General features: G+C 43.1%; 16 protein-coding genes, 1 tRNA gene, 2 pseudogenes and 1 other annotated feature (1 of these 20 cut by a window edge). Of the genes and pseudogenes, 10 read left to right on the top strand and 9 right to left on the bottom strand.

What is annotated here, in order from left to right; translation table 11 throughout:
- Nucleotides 1-163: a binding site (T-box leader), on the bottom strand (it extends 83 nt beyond the left edge of the window).
- 53 nt (nt 164-216) lie between these two features.
- The 7 genes from BM377_RS13545 to BM377_RS13515 all read right to left on the bottom strand — a co-directional run bounded on the left by BM377_RS13545 (nt 217) and on the right by BM377_RS13515 (nt 7714).
- A complete protein-coding gene (locus BM377_RS13545; RefSeq protein ID WP_092249602.1) occupies nt 217-1149 on the bottom strand; it encodes an ABC transporter ATP-binding protein in 933 nt (310 codons plus the stop codon).
- The gene (locus BM377_RS13540; protein WP_092249599.1) at nt 1133-2269 is read right to left on the bottom strand and encodes an ABC transporter ATP-binding protein; all 1137 of its coding nucleotides are present in this window, start codon (nt 2267-2269) and stop codon (nt 1133-1135) included. Before BM377_RS13540 ends, BM377_RS13545 begins: the two co-directional genes overlap by 17 nt.
- Before the next feature lie 5 nt (nt 2270-2274).
- Entirely contained in the window at nt 2275-3333 is a 1059-nt protein-coding gene (locus tag BM377_RS13535) for an ABC transporter permease (protein WP_092249595.1), read from the bottom strand.
- A gap of 1 nt (nt 3334) precedes the next feature.
- Nucleotides 3335-4270: an ABC transporter permease gene (locus BM377_RS13530; RefSeq protein ID WP_092249592.1), complete on the bottom strand. Its 936-nt coding sequence runs from the start codon at nt 4268-4270 to the stop codon at nt 3335-3337.
- An 83-nt stretch (nt 4271-4353) separates the two neighbouring features.
- Entirely contained in the window at nt 4354-6063 is a 1710-nt protein-coding gene (locus BM377_RS13525) for a peptide ABC transporter substrate-binding protein (protein ID WP_092249589.1), read from the bottom strand.
- 107 nt (nt 6064-6170) lie between these two features.
- The gene (locus BM377_RS13520) at nt 6171-7241 is read right to left on the bottom strand and encodes a threonine aldolase family protein (protein WP_092249586.1); all 1071 of its coding nucleotides are present in this window, start codon (nt 7239-7241) and stop codon (nt 6171-6173) included.
- A gap of 2 nt (nt 7242-7243) precedes the next feature.
- Nucleotides 7244-7714, bottom strand: a complete 471-nt coding sequence (locus BM377_RS13515; protein ID WP_092249583.1) for a GAF domain-containing protein — start codon at nt 7712-7714, stop codon at nt 7244-7246.
- A 116-nt stretch (nt 7715-7830) separates the two neighbouring features.
- On the opposite strand from BM377_RS13515, the gene BM377_RS13510 reads away from it, so the two are divergent.
- The 7 genes and pseudogenes from BM377_RS13510 to BM377_RS13480 form a co-directional block, all read left to right on the top strand.
- Nucleotides 7831-9108: a class I SAM-dependent rRNA methyltransferase gene (locus BM377_RS13510; protein ID WP_092249580.1), complete on the top strand. Its 1278-nt coding sequence runs from the start codon at nt 7831-7833 to the stop codon at nt 9106-9108.
- Nucleotides 9109-9186: 78 nt separating this feature from the next.
- Nucleotides 9187-9259: transfer RNA gene (locus BM377_RS13505), tRNA-Gly, on the top strand.
- A 670-nt stretch (nt 9260-9929) separates the two neighbouring features.
- Nucleotides 9930-10862: a UbiA family prenyltransferase gene (locus BM377_RS13500; protein ID WP_242948176.1), complete on the top strand. Its 933-nt coding sequence runs from the start codon at nt 9930-9932 to the stop codon at nt 10860-10862.
- A gap of 2 nt (nt 10863-10864) precedes the next feature.
- The gene (locus BM377_RS13495; protein ID WP_092249574.1) at nt 10865-12367 is read left to right on the top strand and encodes a hypothetical protein; all 1503 of its coding nucleotides are present in this window, start codon (nt 10865-10867) and stop codon (nt 12365-12367) included.
- Nucleotides 12368-12453: 86 nt separating this feature from the next.
- Nucleotides 12454-12819, top strand: a complete 366-nt coding sequence (locus BM377_RS13490) for a DUF6044 family protein (RefSeq protein ID WP_330393000.1) — start codon at nt 12454-12456, stop codon at nt 12817-12819.
- Between the two features lie 10 nt (nt 12820-12829).
- Nucleotides 12830-13231 (top strand): DUF6044 family protein, encoded by a 402-nt coding sequence (locus BM377_RS13485; RefSeq protein ID WP_092249568.1) that lies wholly within the window; start codon nt 12830-12832, stop codon nt 13229-13231.
- Nucleotides 13232-13399: 168 nt separating this feature from the next.
- A pseudogene (locus tag BM377_RS13480) lies at nt 13400-13774 on the top strand (DUF6044 family protein); the annotation flags it as partial.
- Here the strand turns inward: BM377_RS13480 and BM377_RS13475 are convergent.
- Nucleotides 13756-14334 (bottom strand): haloacid dehalogenase-like hydrolase, encoded by a 579-nt coding sequence (locus BM377_RS13475; protein WP_092249561.1) that lies wholly within the window; start codon nt 14332-14334, stop codon nt 13756-13758. The pseudogene BM377_RS13480 and the gene BM377_RS13475 sit on opposite strands and share 19 nt — an antisense overlap.
- A 721-nt stretch (nt 14335-15055) precedes the next feature.
- On the opposite strand from BM377_RS13475, the gene BM377_RS13470 reads away from it, so the two are divergent.
- The 3 genes from BM377_RS13470 to BM377_RS13460 are packed head-to-tail and all read left to right on the top strand — an operon-like array spanning nt 15056 to nt 18634.
- Nucleotides 15056-15658: a cytidylate kinase-like family protein gene (locus BM377_RS13470; RefSeq protein ID WP_092249557.1), complete on the top strand. Its 603-nt coding sequence runs from the start codon at nt 15056-15058 to the stop codon at nt 15656-15658.
- A gap of 28 nt (nt 15659-15686) precedes the next feature.
- A complete protein-coding gene (locus BM377_RS13465; protein WP_092249554.1) occupies nt 15687-16649 on the top strand; it encodes a TAXI family TRAP transporter solute-binding subunit in 963 nt (320 codons plus the stop codon).
- A gap of 29 nt (nt 16650-16678) precedes the next feature.
- Nucleotides 16679-18634: a TRAP transporter permease gene (locus BM377_RS13460; protein WP_177223891.1), complete on the top strand. Its 1956-nt coding sequence runs from the start codon at nt 16679-16681 to the stop codon at nt 18632-18634.
- A 47-nt stretch (nt 18635-18681) separates the two neighbouring features.
- Here the strand turns inward: BM377_RS13460 and BM377_RS13455 are convergent.
- Nucleotides 18682-18988, bottom strand: a pseudogene (locus BM377_RS13455) (transposase); the annotation flags it as partial.

Raw genomic sequence — 18988 nt, 5'->3', positions numbered from 1 at the left:
TACGCTCCCCGGTAACGTCGGGATATACGTCAGAACCTACTGTCATTTCAGTCCCGCAGCTCAGAAGTGATTTTCGGAAGTTCCTACTCGCACCGGTTCGCACCAACCACCGGCTCTCTGAAAGCTTTCAAATACTGCCTACTGTCTTCGTCACAGCCTTTGTATTCTTAATAATGACATATAATACTACTAAACTTTTAATCGTGCAAGTCTGTTTTATGTCCAGGCCTTAAATTCCTCGTCGGTACACTTAACGTAATGTGTACCGTCAACGAGATGTTCGGTTCCCTGTTCATAGTCGATGCCCGATGTCTTGTAGTCATAGTTAACCGACACCCTGTTCTTCTCGAACTCAGGGTTCGGCACGGGAATCGCAGACAAAAGACTCTTCGTATACGGATGGATGGGATTACTGAATATCTCTTCCGTTGTACCCGTCTCAAGAAGGTGACCCAAGTGAAGCACACCGATCCTGTCCGAAATATACTTGACCATCGAAAGGTCGTGCGCGATGAACAGATAAGCCGTTCCCGTCTCTTCCTGAATGTCTTTCATAAGGTTAACTACCTGCGCCTGAATTGAAACATCAAGCGCCGAGATACACTCGTCCGCAATAACAAGCTTGGGATTCTGGATAAGCGCTCTTGCAATACCTACACGCTGTCTCTGTCCGCCCGAGAACTGATGAGGATATCTGTCGGCATGCTCCTTGGCAAGTCCAACCTTGGCAAGAATAGCTTCTATCTTTTCCTCTCTCTCCTGCTTGTTCTTGTAAGAGTGATGAATATCAAGTCCCTCACCGATGATGTCCTTAATCTTTTTTCTGGGATTAAGAGACGCCATGGGATCCTGGAAGATCATCTGCATCTGCACTCTGAGCTTGTCTTTTGTGCTCTTTGAAAGCTTGCCGCTGATCTCCATTCCATCAAACGTAACCTTACCGGAAGTCGGATCATAAAGTCTTATGATACTTCTTCCGATCGTCGATTTACCTGAACCGGACTCACCTACAAGGCCGTAGGTCTCTCCGGGATAAACCTTAAAGCTTACATCGTTTACAGCCTTTACCGTGAATGTCTTGCTCACGGGGAAGTACTGCTTAAGTCCTTCTACTTCAAGAAGCGGTTTTTCATTATAATTTGCTGCCATTATTCTCCGCCTCCTTCTTCATTCTATCTATTCTTGCCTTGAGCTCCGCGGGCATCTCTACCTTGGGCGCTCTGGGATCAAGAAGCCATGTTGCCGCCTTGTGTGTTTCTGTTATCTCAAACATAGGCGGTTCCTTCTTGTCATCGATCTCAAGCGCATATGCGTTTCTGGGCGCAAATGCATCTCCCTCTTTTTCATGCAAAAGATTCGGAGGTGAGCCCGGGATTGTATAAAGTCTCGGCTCATCGGTATCAAGATCGGGCATTGCGGAAAGAAGTCCCCAAGTATAAGGATGTCTGGGATCATAGAAGATCTCATTGATGTTTCCGACTTCGACGATCTTACCCGCATACATTACGTTAACGTAATCCGCAACCTTGGCAACAACACCGAGGTCATGTGTGATATAGATAACCGCAATGTTTCTTTCCTTCTGGATCTTCTTGATAAGCTCAAGTATCTTGGCCTGAATATTAACATCAAGCGCTGTTGTGGGCTCATCGCAGATAAGAAGATCGGGATTGCATGAAAGAGCTATCGCGATAACTATTCTCTGTCTCATTCCGCCTGAAAGCTGATGAGGATACTGCTTCATCCTCTTTTCCGCATCCTCTATTCCGACCTCTTCAAGAAGCTTAACGGAACGGTCCCAAGCCTCTTTTTTATCGATCTTGTAATGCCAGATCATACCTTCCATGATCTGCTTGCCGATCGACATTGTGGGATCGAGTGAAGTCATGGGGTCCTGGAAGACCATGGCCATACGTCTTCCGTTGATGTGCTTTCTGATCCATGCCTTGTCCATCTTGAGAATATCGGTCTCTTTCCACTGCGCATCCTTATCAAGATCGGGATCGTAATCAATTCCGCCTTTGTTGTCGCGGTATCTGTATATGATCTCTCCGCTGTTTATGGTAGCGTTCTTAGCAAGAATACCCATAGCCGCACGCATTGTAACGGACTTACCCGAACCTGACTCTCCAACGATGGCAACTGTTTCGCCCTGATAGAGATCGATGTTGATTCCGCGGATAGCGTGCACTTTTCCTGCTGTTGTATCAAAAGTGATATCAAGATTCTTGATATCCAGTATTTTTTCTTTTTTCTTCTCTGTACTCATAGCGTTTACATCTCCTTAAGCTTGGGGTCAAGTGCTTCCCTAAGTCCATCGGCCACGAGGTTAAAGCTCAGCATCAAAAGAGCCATCACTATGATCGGAGGAATTATCTGATAAGGATGTGTTGTAAAGCTGTTAAATCCCTCTGAGATAAGTGATCCGAGTGAGCATCTCGGTACCGGAATTCCAAGTCCCACAAAGGAAAGGAATGCTTCGGTGAAAATAGCCGTAGGTATAGAAAACATAACCTGAGTAATGATAGGTCCGATAATATTGGGCAGGATCTCGCTGAAAATAATATGCATGCTTCCTGCGCCGAGTGTTCTTGATGCAAGAACGAACTCCTGCTCTTTAAGCTTGAGCATCTCAGCACGGGCGATCCTACTCATTCCCACCCACTCTGTAAGCATAAGAGCGATGATGATGGTGATCATTCCGGGCTTAAATACTAGGAGCAAAAGAGTCACGATAACAAGTCTGGGAATACCGTTGGCGATCTCAAGGATTCTCTGCATCACCATATCGACCTTGCCGCCGAAATATCCCGAAATAAGACCATAGCTCATTCCGATGATCATATCGATGATAGCGGCCGCAACTGCGATGATAAGTGAAACCTGAGCACCTGACCAGGTTCTTGTCCAGATGTCTCTTCCGAAGTTGTCGCTTCCGAACCAATAGAAGGTATCGGGAAGCTTCTTTTCAAAATAATAGTTAACGGTCTTTGTTCCCGACGTTGTATTGATATTCTCATGTCCGTCGAAAAGACCGGTGTATTCGATAATAGGTATTCTGGGCGCAAGGTTTTTCTGCTCCAGATTCTGTCCCGAATAGGTATAAGCATTCATTCCGGGACCTACAAATGCAAAGAAAGTAATTATAAGAACAAAAACAAGTCCGAATACCGCACTTCTTTTTCTTATAAAGCGGGCAATAACTTCTTTCCAGAAACTCTGTGAAGCAAAGTTAGAATCTACTTCGATGTCCGCATTGTTCTTTTTTAATACAAAATCCGCATCGGTAGGGATGTATTCGTTTTGGTTTAAAACCGCTGATTCATTTGACATATCAGTCTCCCTCCTTTGCCACACGGATTCTCGGATCGATGATTCCGTACATTATGTCTACCACGAGCATGATACCGATGTACATTGCCGAGTAGATAAAGCTTAGCGCAATGACAACATTGTAGTCATTGGACTGAATTGCGTTTACAAGGAGTGATCCGACTCCCGGGATTGAAAAGATCTTTTCTACAACGAGCGAACCCGTCATAAGGTCTACAACAAGCGGCGCCAAAACCGTGATAATCGGAATAAGCGCATTTCTAAGCGCGTGGCTGAACACAAGCTTTCTTCCCGAAAGTCCTTTGGACTCCGCAAGAAGCATGTAATCGGAACCAAGCACCTCTATCATCTCTGATCTTGTGAATCTTGCGATAGATGCCATTGTAAACATTGAAAGTGAAATTGAAGGTAATACCGATGAACCAAGCACATCCTTAGCCGAGAACAGCATAGTGAACCACTTGAGCCTGAATCCAAACTGATATGAAAGCGCAAGCGCAAACACATAAGAAGGTACAGATACACCGATTACGGAAATGATCGTTGCCAAAGTATCCCACACGGTATCGTGCTTAAATGCGGCAAGAAGACCAAGCAAAAGACCTACTACCGCGCCGATAAGTACCGCCGCAAATCCGACTCCGATGGAAATAGGAAGTCTTGTAGCGATAAGCTGTGTGATAGGTGTGTTCTTGGATATCTTGTAGCTTACACCAAGATCGCCTCTGAACATGTTTCCGACGTATTTAAAGAACTGAATAATGATCGGCTGATCGAGACCGTATTTTGCATACAGCGACGCTCTCTGTGCTTCGTTCAATTTCTCATCGTTGAACGGAGATCCGGGCATTAACTGCATCAGTATAAAAAGAATAAGTGTAATGGCAAGTAGTGTGAAAAGTGCTGTCACTACTCTTTTCAATATATATTTTCTCATATTGACTCCGAAAAAAGATAATGCGCAAGGGTGATATAGGTTATCACTACCCACCCTTGCGCAGTAATCATCTTATATTGCTATTAGTTCTTAACTGCTCTCTTATATACTCTGTTGAGTGCTACAGGATGGAACTCAATTCCTGATACGTTTGTTGAGATAAGCTCAGCATTGCACTGTGTATAAAGAGGGAAGATAACCGCATCATCCATTGCGATCTTCTCTGCATCATAAAGAGCTGCCCAACGAGCTTCGGGATCCATTGCGATCTCACCTGTTGTGCAATCGCTGATGATCTTGTCATACTCTGCGTTGCTCCAGAAGCCGTAGTTGTTCGGGTTGTTTGTGATCCACATACCAAGGTATGTCATAGGATCAGCATAGTCGGGACCCCAACGTGTAAGACCAAGCTCAAAGTCTGCTTCCTGCATACGCTCTACTCTCTCCTTCTTGGGCATCTGCTGAAGCTCAACAGTAAGTCCGGGAAGAGTTGTCTCAAGCTGCTCCTTAACTACCTGTGCAACCTTGATGGGAGCATCATCTGCGTCGTGGATCATTGTAAGAGTGATGCTTGTAGCGCCGAGCTCTTCAAGACCCTTATTCCAGTACTCTACAGCCTTGTCTGCATCATATCTGCAAACGTCCTCGAACTTCTTCTGGTCTGCGGAGAAATCGCTTCCGTCAGGGCCTGCTGCGAAGTCCATGGGAACACCTGTATATGTGGGAGCTGAACCATCCTTAAGAACGTCTGTTGTAATAGCCTCTCTGTTGAGTGCCATTGTAAGAGCAAGACGAATGTTGAGATTCTGAAGCTCCTTAACGTCTCTCATGTTGGGAGAGATATACCAAAGATATCCTGCACCGATTGCTGTGAATGCGGGATCATCCTTAACCTGGTCAACCTGCTCGCCGTTTACAAGTGTTGTATCAAGGTCACCGTTCTGGTAGCTCATAAGAGCCTGCTGTGAATCCTGGATTACCTGATAGCTAAGTCCCGGAAGCTTAACGGTTGCAGCGTCATAGTAATTCTCGTTCTTTGTCAAATGAATTGTTGTTGCTGCGGGCTGATACTCGTCAAGCACGAAAGCACCGTTTGAAAGTGTTGTCTCAGGGCTTGTTGCGAAAGTATCTGCACATCCCTCAAAGAATGCCTGGTTTACAGGGTAGAATGTAGGGAAGTACATAAGGCTTAAGAAATAAGAAACAGGGCAGTTGAGCTTAACTTCAAGAGTCTTGTCGTCAACGGCTGTAACACCAAGATCTGCCTTATCCTTCTTGCCATCGATAATATCCTGAGCATTTACGATCTGTCCGATATCACTGAACATGAAAGAATACTCGGAAGCAACTTCGGGATCAACCGCTCTCTGCCAAGCAAATACGAAATCTGCCGCAGTTACGGGCTCTCCGTTGCTCCAATTTGCATCCTTACGGATATGGAATGTGTATGTAAGACCATCATCAGCTACATCAACGCTCTCGGCAAGCGCGTTAACTGCCTGTCCGTCTGCGTCCATCTGCATAAGTCCGTCTGTGTAATCTGCGATAACTTCGAATGATGTTCCGTCAGTTGCCTGCTGGGGATCAAGTGACTCAACGGGAGTCTCAAGCATAACGTTAAGATCTGATCCGGAGCCCTCTCCTGTTGTTTCAGCAGCTGTGTCTGCTGTGGTCTGCTGAGCATCTGAACCCTGCTGGTCCTGAGATACTCCACTGACAGCTGAGCTTCCGCAAGCTACAAGGCTCAGTGTCATGGCAGATGCAAGTACGATAGATAATAATGTCTTCTTCATACTTTTCCTCCTCTTGTTTCAAAATACATGTATACAATTATATGTATATTTAATATATGCGTTTTATTTAGCACTGTCAACCAAAATCGCGTTGTCGCGTTGAACTGCTATAAGAGCTCAAGAAGCCTCTCCACGTCTGCTTTTTGGGTCGCCCAGTCTGTAGCAAAACGGATTACCGTATGATTATCATCATATTTTTCCCAAAATCCGTATCTGACATTCTTATCAAGCTCTTTTAACTTCTCATTTGAGACAATAACGAACTGCTGATTGGTCGGAGAATCAAGGAAAATCTCGTATCCTTTTTTCTTTAAACCCTCTTTTAATAATTCCGCAGTATCTATGGCGTTTCTGCCAAGCTCAAAGTAAAGCTCGTCCGTAAACAGCGTATCGAACTGTAGTCCCAAGAGCCATCCCTTTGCAAGAAGTGCTCCGTGCTGCTTGATCACAGGGATAGGGTGCTTTGTTGTAACTCCCTTTGTAAAGACAACCGCCTCTCCAAAGAGCGCTCCGACCTTGGTTCCTCCGATGTAAAAGACATCCACAAGACTTGCGATATCTTTGAGGCTTACGTCGGTTCTTTTGCTCATAAGACCGTATCCGAGCCTTGCTCCGTCAAGGAAAAGAGGGATCTTATACTCTTTGCATATCTGAGAAATGTTCTCAAGTTCTTTCTTGGTATAAAGAGTTCCGTACTCTGTCGGATGAGATATATAAACCGCTCCCGGGAATACCATATGCTCGTGATTGGCATCGCCGTAGAAATCCTCAAGAAGCTTCTTAAGATCTGCAGCTGCGATCTTGCCGATATCAGATCCGTATTTCTCGGTATCTTTTTCCTCGCCGCGGTTCGGAAGCGTTATTACTTTATGTCCGGCATGCTCGATCGCTCCTGCCTCATGAGCTGCAATGTGGCCTGTGGACGCCGCAACGATCCCCTCGTAGGGTTGGATCAGCATATCAATTATTGTCTGATTGGTCTGAGTTCCTCCGACAAGGAAGAATACATCCGCATCCGGTGTTCCGCACGCTTTCTTTATCTTGTCGGCTGCACTCTTACAATATTCATCCGTTCCGTAGCCGTCTATCTGCTCGAAATTGGTCTCTGTCATGCGCTCAAGGATCCTGGGATGAGCGCCCTTTGTATAATCACTTGAAAAAGAAATTCTCTTATCCATATTTACTCCTCTTCCACTCCCGTGAAATCTGTATATTCCTCTAGGACTTTAACAAATGCTTCGAGTCCTTTTTTATCTTCTTCCGAAAATCTTGCAAGTAAGGGACTGTCGATATCAAGAACGCCGATCACCTTTCCGCCTCTGTGTATGGGCACCACGATCTCCGAATTGGAAGCTCCGTCGCAAGCGATGTGGCCTGCGAACTCATGCACGTTGTCAACAAGCTGCGTTTTGTCCTCGCCCGCCGCGGTTCCGCACACTCCTCTTCCAAGCGGTATCCTTATACACGCAACCTTTCCCTGAAAGGGTCCCAGCAAAAGAGATCCTTTATTCATAAGATAAAAACCGGCCCAGTTGAGATTCTCTATGTTGTCAAATAAAAGAGCAGATGCATTGGAAAGGACGGGAATGAAACCCGGTTCGTCTTCCGCAAGTGCCTTGATCTGCTCGCCCAGTAGTTTGTAATCTGTCATGTATTTTTCCTTCTTTCAATGCAAAATTAAACTTAGATTTGTACTGCATTAAAAACTATGATATATAAAAATAGTAAATGAATCAATTACGTAAAATCAATTAAATCGGAGTAAAAATGATCAACCAAAACACCATATATTATTCAGATGCAAAAGTGATCCTCAAGAGGGGTGAGGGACGTGAATTCAAGGCCGGCGGTGCCTGGATCTATGATAATGAGATTGCCCGTATTGAGGGTTCTTTTGACGATGGAGATATTATTGAGCTCAACGACTTCGACGGCTATTTCCTCGGATACGGCTTTATCAACACAGCTTCAAAGCTGCGAGTTCGCATGATGTCCAGGAAAAAGAACCATCCCGTAAATGAAGAGCTTATCAAGACAAGAGTCAGAGACGCCTGGGAATACAGGAAAAGGGTCATGACTTCCTATATAAATACTTATCTGTATCAGTACGATTCTCCCATGGCGCTTACCATGCTCTCCTGCAGACTCATCTTCGGAGAGGCGGATTTCCTTCCCGGTATCACTATCGACAAGTTCGCAGATGTACTTGTCATTGAATCACTGGCTCTTGGCACCGACAGAATGAAGAACATCATCCTTGATGCCTGCAAAGAAGTCCTTGCGGAAGACGGCGTTACGATACGCGGTATCTATGAAAGAAGCGACGCTAAGGTGCGCGAGCTTGAAGGCCTTGAGCGCATTAAAGGTTTTATCGGAGAAGAATTCGACACCAAGGTTCTTATTGAAGAGAATGGTGTTAAATATTATGTAGATGTAGAGAACGGCCAGAAGACAGGTTTCTTCCTTGATCAGAAGTTCAACAGACAGGCCATTCGAGGTCTCTGCAAGGGCAAAAGAGTTCTCGACTGCTTTACTCACACAGGCTCATTTGCTCTTAACGCAGCAGCAGGCGGTGCCGCTGAAGTCATCGGTGTCGACGCTTCGGACCTTGGCTGCGAACAGGCAAGAGAAAATGCTGCTCTCAACAATTTGTCCGATGTTGTGAGCTTTGAATGCGCCGATGTATTTGACCTTCTTCCAAAGCTTGAATCGGAAGGCGAATCTTTTGACGTTGTTATTCTCGATCCTCCCGCGTTTACCAAATCAAGAGCTTCTATCAAAAAAGCTGTCACAGGCTACAAGGAGATCAACATGCGCGGCATGAAGCTCGTAAAGGACGGCGGCTATCTTGCAACCTGCTCCTGCTCTCACTTTATGGACGAAGAACTCTTCCTTAAAACCATAAAGGACGCAGCCAGAGATGCGCATAAGAGACTAAGGCAGATCGAGTTCAGGCAGCAGGCAGCAGATCACCCTATTTTATGGGGCGGAGCGGCTTCTTATTACCTTAAATTCGTTATTTTTCAAGTTTGCGATGAAAAATAAAAAAAATGTGTTGACAACCCAGCACTTATACTCTAAAATCAATTTTGTTGTCGCGGTAAACACGGCAACGAAATAAACGCGATAGTAGCTTAGTTGGTAAAGCGCCACCTTGCCAAGGTGGAGACCGCGGGTTCGAGCCCCGTCTATCGCTCTTTTTTATGCCTTGAAATCACTGCGTTTCAGGGCTTTTTTGTTCTTAAAATAGTGGTCTGCAAGTGGTCTTTTTTGTTAAGTTTGGCTAAGAAAGCATGTGTTCTGGGCTAATACCTATGATTTTGAGCTTTTTGATAAATGTAGCGGTAGTCTATGCTTCATTTAAGGCCAATTATTGGTGAATGATACCTATGGTTTTTCTGTTTTTCAAAATCATAGCGGTAGTATTTAGCTTTTAAGACTGTCAATTTCTGCTGAAAGTACCCATGGTTTTGTGAATTTTGAAAATCATAGCGGTAGTTTGGCCATAGCCGACCTCTCAATCTTAGTCAAGAATACCTATATAATAATGATTATCATGAATTGTAGCGGTATCGGCAAAATCACTATTTGATGAAAAATGATAATCGACATCGAGTATACATTTGACAAAAAATGAATTGTATGTAACAATTGGCTCATCAAATGACAAGTAAATAAATTTCCTATAAGAGGGAGTAGCTACAGGGTGTACGCTCTGTGTTCAGGTTCGACTTAGGTGCAAGAAATTGCACCCGGCCTGTCCGAAGCTTAGGATGACAGCGAGACTTTTATAGAAACCATGTGATTAATCACATAGTTTCTGTAAGAGTCTTTTTTTTTTTACAACATTATTAAACCTATAGGAGGTGCCTTTGTTAAATTATTTAAAAATCGCGAGACCTGATCATTGGATCAAGAATATTTTCATCATTCCTGGAGTCGCACTTGCATGGCTTCTCGCAAACAGGGACATAGAAGCTTTTCACTTAATAAAATTTATTGCAGGTTTTTTTGCCACCTGCTTCATTGCCTCTGCGAATTACGTTATAAACGAATGGCTTGACGCAGGTTATGACCAATATCATCCGGTAAAAAAGAACCGGCCCGTGGTCGTAGATAATATCCAGTTAAAATACGTCATTCTGGAATATATTCTTTTTGCCGCATCCGGATTGGTGATTTCCCTGTTCATGGGCAGGATGTTCTTTTGGAATGAGATATGGCTGCTTGTGATGGGGATCCTTTACAACGTAAAGCCTATCCGCACAAAAGATATTGTATATGTAGATGTTTTGACAGAGTCCATTAATAACATCATCAGACTTATGTTGGGATGGAGCATTTTAACCAGTGAGTTTCTTCCACCTGTAAGCGTTGTATTCGGATACTGGATGGCCGGAGCATTTCTTATGACAGCAAAAAGGTATGCGGAATATAAGATGATTGGAAACCCTGAACTTGCTGCCTCCTACCGTAAATCATTTAAGTATTACAGCGAGACCAGACTTCTTGCTGCTACATTGTTTTATGCCATGTGCTCTACCTTCAGTCTGGGAATCTTTCTCGTGAAATACAAGATAGAGTACATCTTTGCAGTTCCCGTAATGTTCGTTCTATTTATATATTATTTTATTCTTTCTTTCCGTTTTGACTCTGTAGCCCAGAGACCGGAAAAACTATATAAGGAAAAATCGCTTATGATGCTTGTAGGTCTTCTTGTTGTCCTGCTAATCATATTATCCGTGATACGCATAGATGCACTCAATCAGCTTAAGATAATAGAACTTTTGAGGTATTAAATATGCTTAGTAAAAACAATGTTATAAAGACGCTGTATTTCATAAGCTGTGCATTTGCAGTTCTCCTGGTGTGCACCAGATCATCTTTTCTCTACCCGTATAATAACTGGGACGATGCCAACAGCTATTTCACAATGGGAAAAGGCATGATGAACGGTCTTGTAATCTACAGGGATCTCTATGATCAGAAAGGTCCTTTTCTCTACCTCGTGTATGGCATTGCGTATCTAATATCCAACAGGTCTTTTGCAGGGGTATTTGTGATTGAAATTCTCTTTGCCGGTTTTTTTGCTGCTGAAATGTTTATGATTCTTAAGCTTTACTGCAGTGAAAAAGTATCTCTCCTGTCAGTACCTGTTCTGCTGGCTATTGTTTATTCTTCAAGATGTCTCTACTGGGGAGGATCCGCTGAGGAACTATGTCTGCCTCTTTTCGGGTACAGTCTCTATTCATTTCTTAAATTTTCAGGAAACACAAAGCAGAGCATCCCGCCATTAAGAGTCCTGTTTATCAATGGATTGGCTGCAGGCGTAGTGATGAATGTAAAGTACAATATGCTAGGCTTTTATATCGGCCTGTTTTTTGCATTTCTCCTGATATATGTACTGCATCGTGATTATCGGACTTTCTTTAAAGGCATCATGATCATAGCATCCGGAATGTTTCTTGCAACGCTTCCATGGCTCATCTACTTTGGTGCAAATGGTTCCCTTGGATCCTGGTATGAATGCTATGTCTATAACAATGTCCACATATACAGCAATTTTGAGGACAGGATAGCTGTTTCCGAGAGGATATATAAACTTGCAAAGAAAGCATTGGACATAGTCCTGAAAAACAATCCCGCATCTTTATTTGCGATTTGCGGAGGATTGTATACGCTTTTGGCTCCCAGGAAGACTTTTGTTGAAAAAATAGGAATATCCTTCAGTGTCTTCTTCCTGTTTTTGGGCATATATATCGGAGGTGGCACGCTGGATTACTATGCGATTCCATTCATGGTATATGTGGTGCTGGGATTTGTAGTTATCGGAGTGATATGCGGTTATATTTGCAAAAAGTTGTTTTCATCCTTCACTGTGAGCCGCTATTTCTTTGCAGGCGTTAGCATACTTTTTATTTGCCTGTCTGCTTTTACTGCCTATATGCGCACTCCCAACAGGGAATTTATGGCTCAGGACAAGGACAACTATTTCCTGACCAAAGCCGCCGCCCATATCACAGATGAAAATGCAAGCCTTGCCAATATAAACTATCTGGACTGCGGACTGTATACCGCAACAGGAATTGTGCCCAATATCAGATATTTTCAGACAAACGGCATAGCCGTGGAGGAGATGTTTGAAGAGCAGGCAAGGTACATCCGCGAAGGTGTCACAGACTATATTATTATTTGCGACAATTATCCTGACAGTATATATGATCACTATGAGCTATTGGATCAGTGGGAAGTTGATCAGTCAGAATATCATTTTAATTTATTTCTTTTCAAAAAGATCATGTGATTTTTGGAAAACCCGCTTAAGGGCAGGGAGAAATGTTTTTTATGACGAACGGCAAGATCATTTAATCAGCTAGACAGTATTGGTAGCTGGTTCTTACAGTACTGATACTGCTATTTGAAGCGGCTATCTTTATAATTTGCGGTGAAAAATACACATACATCGGCATCCATGATAACCTTGATATTCATATAGCAGACTACAGAGTGCTAAAGCTTACAGGCACTTTCTTCGATTATAATGCAGAATTGCCGATTCTTGGCGGTATCAGCAGAAGCTTTTTGCTCAGCGGATTTTCTCTTTATGCATTTCTTCATATGGTATTTCCCACTTTTGTGGCTTATATTATAGGATACTTTCTGAAGATCCTAATTGCTATCACCGGGGCGGTTCTTCTTGGGAAAAATATCCTAAAAGAAAGATACTCGGATAATGCATGGATTATTGTGATGTGAGGTCTGATATATGGGCTTCTTCCTATGTATCCTGCTTTTCTTTTTCGTTTGCGTCTATTCCTCCATGCCTGTTGTCATTATATATCTTGCAGTTCTCAGCTTCGGCTATATAAAGCGAAGCGATTTCAAGGGCATGAGAAAAGATCTGTTCAATAAGGTCTTTTTGTTTATAGTATTTAACAGCCTGATTTACGGTCTTTATACTTCTGAAGGCTTCAGAACGATTGTTGAGACAATTCTTCCGCCACTTAAAGGCTGGCAGTTCAACAGAACTATTTTTTTCAATCCATTCCTCTGGTATCTGGAAATCGTGATAATCACAGCAAGACTTTCAAAACTGGGTTGGAAAAAAGGCAGTGCTTCTGGATTTATTTACTCTGTTTTCTGTGTGCGGAACCCAGTCTCTGTATAATGATTTTTATAACACTATGTATACAAATGCTTATGAGTTGATTAAACACAGGGAGAGTGAGAGCTTATCTTACGGAGAGTTCTATTCAGAGAAGCTATTTGACAGAATAAAAAAGAAACCGGATACAGCGGAGAATATTCAGCTGCATATGGTTTCCATCCAGCTGTACTATCTTATGATGGCATAGCAACGCTTGATGCATGTTTTAGTTATTACTATCAGTCATACAAGGATTCCTTCAGAGAGGTGATAGCCCCCGCTCTGGAAAGGTCTGAATCAGCCAGAATTTATTACGACGAGTGGGGCGGAAGGACCTACCTTTTTTCCGCATATGATGAAAATATATGGAAACCGGTTAAAACAATGGCCGTGACAGACAATAGGCTGTTTATAAATACGGAGGCCTTCAGAAAACTCGGAGGAAGATACATTTTTTCAAGAATAAAAATCAGTAACGTGGAGGATCTTGGATTTGATGCTGTCGGATGCTTTACAGACGGCGATTCTCCTTATGAAATATATGTTTATAGGCTTGCTGTCTGATCTAAATTCCAGTCCAGAAAAGTATTCTTTTTTACGAAATAGCTTTTCTTAGCCAACTGTGCCAGATATTTATCCGTAACAGAGTCGGAAAAAAAGTTATCTATTGCTGAGTCGGGGAATTCCTTCAGATATCTGTTTACTTTTTCTTTGCCTTTACAGTTTTTGCTTAAGAATTTTCCGCTATTTGGATCAACTTCTGATGCGATGAGGGAATTATTTCCAATTTTCTGTATTGCAGGTCTGACAATAAAATCCGGAGATGCAGTTATTACCAGATCATCGGATTTTTTTACCATCAAGTACCAGCTTTTGATTTTGCTGATATTTTTATCCCAAAATTCAACCGGCAGATCATCGATGCTTCTCATATCCTTAAGGAATGAGAAAAAGATTTCTTTGAACCGGGTTTTTGTTATTTTCCCGACCCTGTATTGTATAAATGCCAGCATGCATCCGGGAATTCGAATTATAATTTTGGGATTTTTTCTTAAACAGAACAGATAAAAATCTATCGTACTGTCACCATCGTAAATTGTTCCGTCAAAATCATATACATTCATTGTATGGATACCTCTTCACGTAATTATTTTTTTGCATTAGCTGTGAATGTTTTAGTCTGCTATTATGAGCTTCTATGCAGATCTTCGTAGTAACTGTTTCTACAATATGACCGTATTCCATAAAAATCAACATAACAAATTATAAGCGTCCGAGCCAGATGCCGAACATCAGGACAGATATAAGGCTTCCAATGATAGTCGAAAAATCTAGTATCGCCATCTGCAATGCCCTCCCTATACATATTCCTCATTGAGGTTTCTACGTAAACAGGGCTTTTAATCTCCCTGGTGGGAGCTAACCGCCTACCGCTATGAAATGGTAGCACCGATTCGAATTATAGCACAAAGCATGGCGACGAAAAATAGCAAGTTGACGGCTCATAAAAATATGATATGACAGTAAAGTATTTTGGCTAAGAGTTTGGTTAATAATTAGATGAGGCTGCCCGTTCTTCCTTTCTTTATGCGGGTTTGAGGGTTCAAGATAGTTTGGTTCGAGCCCCGTCTATCGCTTAAAAAAGGACATCCAATCGGATGTCCTTTTTTCATGCGATAAGACGGGTGCGAGAACCCGCGAGCTGTAGTGTTCTGTAGTCTATCGCTCTTTTTTCTTTTAAGCAGGCAAAACCGCCTATTTCATCCCTTTTTCCTCATTCAATTTATTGTATAATAAGAAAGACCCAGTAATATCACTGATATTTGCGCGCATAAAGGAGAAAAGATGAGCGAACAAAAATTACCGGTAATCACAATCAACAGAGAATTCGGTGCAGGCGGAAGGAGCCTGGCTGCAATTCTGTCAGAAAAACTTGACATTCCTTATTATGACAAGGACTTTGTATCAAAAACCATGGAGGAAAGCGGCTTCGACGAGGAAGACGTTGAACGCGAAGGCGAGGAATTAAGTCGTTCTTCAAAGGTGCTCGATGACCTTTTTAACAGCACCGTTTCCTATACCAGTTCCCATGATGCCATCTTTAAAGCTGAAAAAAAGGTTATCTTAAAGCTTGCAGAAAGTCCCTGCATTATTGTAGGACGCTGCGCCAATATGATCTTGGCAGAAGCCGGTGTCGATTCAATTAACGTATATCTCCACGGCCCCATGGAAAATAAGATGCAACGTCTCGATGAGATCTCCATAGACGGAAAGCCTGTTACAGAAAAGTCCATGGAAGAACACGACCGCAAGCGTCGTACATTTTTCAAGAAATATACCGGAAAAGAAATATCTGATGCGTCAAATTACACATTTTGCTTTGACGTTGGAAAAATAGACATTCCTCAATGTGCAGAAATAATACTTGCCACGTTGAATAGACACTAAAACATTGCATTTACAGGAGGAAACCATTATGAAAACCAGCATAAGGCAGAAACTTATCTGCCTTCTAGTTGCCACATCCCTTCTTCTACTTTCAGGATGTGGTGGTCAGAGGATGATGATGGGAACCGGAGGAACATCCGGAACTTATTATGCTTTCGGCGGAGTACTTGCCCAGTACATGAAAGAATATACTGATTACAGCGTAACAGCAGTATCAACAGCTGCATCCAAAGCCAATATACAGAGTATCGGCGATGGAGATTATCAGATTGGCTTTACCCAGTCAGACGTTATGAGCTACGCCTGGGAAGGAAGCAGATCCTTTGAAGAAGACGGCCCTTCCAATGACTTCCGTGTCCTTGGAGCCCTTTATGCCGAGACTGTTCAGCTTATAACCATGAAGGACGACATTAAATCCGTAAGTGATCTGAAAGGAAGAAGCGTCTCTATCGGAGCCCCCGGTTCCGGAGTGTATTTCAATGCCATGGACGTACTTGAAGGCGCAGGACTTTCAGTGGATGATATCAAGCCACAGTATCAGAGCTTTGATGACAGTAAAGAAGCTCTTAAAGACGGGCAGATAGACGCGGCCTTTATCGTCGCCGGCGCTCCTACTTCCGCCATCACAGAGCTCGCCACAACAAACGGTGTGAATCTTATACCCATTGATGGAGAGCTAAGAGACAACATCATGAGCATCTGTCCGTATTATACCCCCATGCAGATACCTGAAGGAACCTATCCGGGACAGGACAAACCGATCGAGACAATAACGATCAAGGCTACTTTGATCGTAGATGCAGATCTTGATGATGAATGTGTATATAATCTCACTGCTGCTGTTTTTGATCATAAAGAAGCCATAGCAAAAGAAAATGCTAAGGGCGAAGAACTTTCAATAGAAAATGCCACATCCGGAATTAACGTACCTTTCCACAAAGGTGCTGCCCGTTACTATGAGGAGCACGGTATTTCGGTACCTACACAGTAATGTAAAATATGACCAAAGAAGGAGATTTAATGAGCAATCAAGTTAAAGACTTAAATATAAACGCACCTTCGCAGGAAAACTTTGATGAGGTTATGAAAAAATATGACAGAGAATCCAATGTCCGCATCTGGACCGGAAAACCTGCAATAGCAGTTAAAGCTATATTGATAGGTTTTTCTTTGTTCTGTATATGGGTAACTCTGTTTGCCACATTTCTTGAAGAAATAAGACTTACATCATTCATGGGGCTTATCGTACTCCTTGGATTTTTGTATTATCCTGCAAACAAAAACAACAATAAAGAAAACCACATACCCTGGTACGACATACTTGGTATGATCTTAGGAACCGGCGCATTTTTGTATTACACCTTCAACGCCGAGCAGATCATTCAGCAGGGAACAAGATTTCAGCCCTACCAGATCGTGATCGCCGTGATCGGCATCATAGCCCTTTTGGAAGTGACAAGACGAAGCGTAGGCTGGCCTATCCTGATCGTAGCACTGTTCTTTATCGTCTATGCCCTTGTCTATGGACTTACCAATCCATCGGCTCTCGGTAGACTTAATTATCTCGTGCGAAATCTGTTTTATGCAAAGACAGGTATTCTGTCGACCCCGATCAATGTTTGTTCCAAATATATTGTCGTGTTTATCATCTTCGGAGCGTTTCTTGAGCGCACCGGAATTTCAGAGCTTTTCATAAATCTTGCAAACTGCATTGCCGGTCGTTTCGCCGGAGGCCCCGCGAAGGTTGCCGTTATCTCATCAGCACTTTGCGGTATGGTAAGTGGTTCATCCGTTGGAAACACGGTTACTACCGGTTCCGTTACAATTCCTATGATGAAAGAGACCGGATATAAGTCATCCTTTGCCGGCGCCGTAGAAGCCGCTGCATCAACCGGAGGCCAGATCATGCCCCCTATCATGGGTGCTGCTGCCTTCCTTATGGCTGATATCATCGGTGTTCCTTATTCCGACATTCTTTCAAGAGCTATTTTCCCGGCGGTCCTGTACTTTACAGGTATTTTCGTAGCTGTTCATCTGGAAGCTAAAAAACACGGCCTTACAGGTGTCCCGGTGGAAAAACTGCCTAAGTTCTCACAGCTTTTAAAGAAGATCTATCTTCTTGCTCCTCTTGTACTTCTTGTTATCTGGGTTTCCAAGAACATGATGACAATGCAGAGAGCTGCTGCTTATTCCATCGTAGTTGCCATCCTCGTAGGCGTGATTGAAGGTTTTGTCAGCGGCGATCGCTTCACCTTAAAGAAGTTCCTTGAGTCACTTGAAGCCGGCGGAAGAGGAACAATTACAGTTGGTGCTGCCTGCGGAGTTGCAGGTATCATTTCAGGAACTATCACAATGACAGGTCTTGCCAATGAAATGATCAACGCCATCGTTGCCGTTGCGGGAGACAAGCTCTTTATCGCTCTCTTCCTTACGATGCTGTGCTGTATCGTCCTTGGTATGGGCGTTCCTACAACAGCCACTTACTGTATCATGGCTGCAACCTGTGCACCGATCCTCACAAGAATGGGCGTTCCGATAATAGCAGCTCACTTCTTTGTATTTTATTTCGGTATTGTGGCAGATATCACTCCTCCTGTGGCTTTGGCTGCATATGCAGGAAGTGCTATCGCAAAGTCCAATCCAATGCGTACTGCCATCGCCGCAACAAAGATGGCTGTAGCAGCTTTTCTGATACCGTATATCTTCTGCTTTAGCCCTGCGATGCTGCTTATAGATACTACCGTATCGAGCGTCATAATAATCTACGCAACCGCTCTGATCGGAATCATGGCAGTTGCTGCCGCACTGGAAGGATATCTGTTTACCGACATGAAGATCTGGGAAAGGATCATTATGATCGTCGGCGGAATCATGCTTATCTCTCCCGGTACTATAACAGATGCCGCCGGTGTTGCTGTTATAGCAGTTGCTCTTATCCTTCAGTTTATATCTAAAAAAAGAATAGCTAACGCTTAATATAATAACTCTATAACAAAAACCGAGGCATAGCATAATGCCTCGGTTCAGACTGTAGACAAAGTGGTCTTGAGAGCATAGCTCTCAAGACCATTTTTCTTCTTAAGCCGGATTTTCATAATAAAAATGGTCAAAACAGCCCTTATCAGGCCATTTCTAACCGCCATTCATTCTTGATTCTTGCAAGCTTTTTTAGATTCATACACGCAAAGGTAAGCGCGACCTTCATTTCCATCCGCGCCTTTCCATACATCTGTGTATATCTAAATCCATGATTCTCTTTGGCTGTCCCAAAGATTCTCTCTATTGTTTCTTTCCTGTGAGAATAGAGATCTTTCATCCCCTCGGTGTATC

The sequence above is a fragment of the Butyrivibrio sp. INlla21 genome (genome assembly GCF_900116875.1).
In the GTDB taxonomy this organism is placed as follows: Bacteria; Bacillota; Clostridia; order Lachnospirales; family Lachnospiraceae; genus Butyrivibrio.
Note: the sequence above shows the minus strand (reverse complement) of the source record. Positions and strands in the feature narration are given on the sequence as shown.

Bases quoted from the DNA above. Each gene is read 5' to 3' on its own strand.
- BM377_RS13545 (WP_092249602.1), bottom strand. From the start codon at position 1,149: ATGGCAGCAAATTATAATGAAAAACCGCTTCTTGAAGTAGAAGGACTT.
- BM377_RS13540 (WP_092249599.1), bottom strand. From the start codon at position 2,269: ATGAGTACAGAGAAGAAAAAAGAAAAAATACTGGATATCAAGAATCTT.
- BM377_RS13535 (WP_092249595.1), bottom strand. From the start codon at position 3,333: ATGTCAAATGAATCAGCGGTTTTAAACCAAAACGAATACATCCCTACC.
- BM377_RS13530 (WP_092249592.1), bottom strand. From the start codon at position 4,270: ATGAGAAAATATATATTGAAAAGAGTAGTGACAGCACTTTTCACACTA.
- BM377_RS13525 (WP_092249589.1), bottom strand. From the start codon at position 6,063: ATGAAGAAGACATTATTATCTATCGTACTTGCATCTGCCATGACACTG.
- BM377_RS13520 (WP_092249586.1), bottom strand. From the start codon at position 7,241: ATGGATAAGAGAATTTCTTTTTCAAGTGATTATACAAAGGGCGCTCAT.
- BM377_RS13515 (WP_092249583.1), bottom strand. From the start codon at position 7,714: ATGACAGATTACAAACTACTGGGCGAGCAGATCAAGGCACTTGCGGAA.
- BM377_RS13510 (WP_092249580.1), top strand. From the start codon at position 7,831: ATGATCAACCAAAACACCATATATTATTCAGATGCAAAAGTGATCCTC.
- BM377_RS13495 (WP_092249574.1), top strand. From the start codon at position 10,865: ATGCTTAGTAAAAACAATGTTATAAAGACGCTGTATTTCATAAGCTGT.
- BM377_RS13485 (WP_092249568.1), top strand. From the start codon at position 12,830: ATGGGCTTCTTCCTATGTATCCTGCTTTTCTTTTTCGTTTGCGTCTAT.
- BM377_RS13475 (WP_092249561.1), bottom strand. From the start codon at position 14,334: ATGAATGTATATGATTTTGACGGAACAATTTACGATGGTGACAGTACG.
- BM377_RS13470 (WP_092249557.1), top strand. From the start codon at position 15,056: ATGAGCGAACAAAAATTACCGGTAATCACAATCAACAGAGAATTCGGT.
- BM377_RS13465 (WP_092249554.1), top strand. From the start codon at position 15,687: ATGAAAACCAGCATAAGGCAGAAACTTATCTGCCTTCTAGTTGCCACA.
- BM377_RS13460 (WP_177223891.1), top strand. From the start codon at position 16,679: ATGAGCAATCAAGTTAAAGACTTAAATATAAACGCACCTTCGCAGGAA.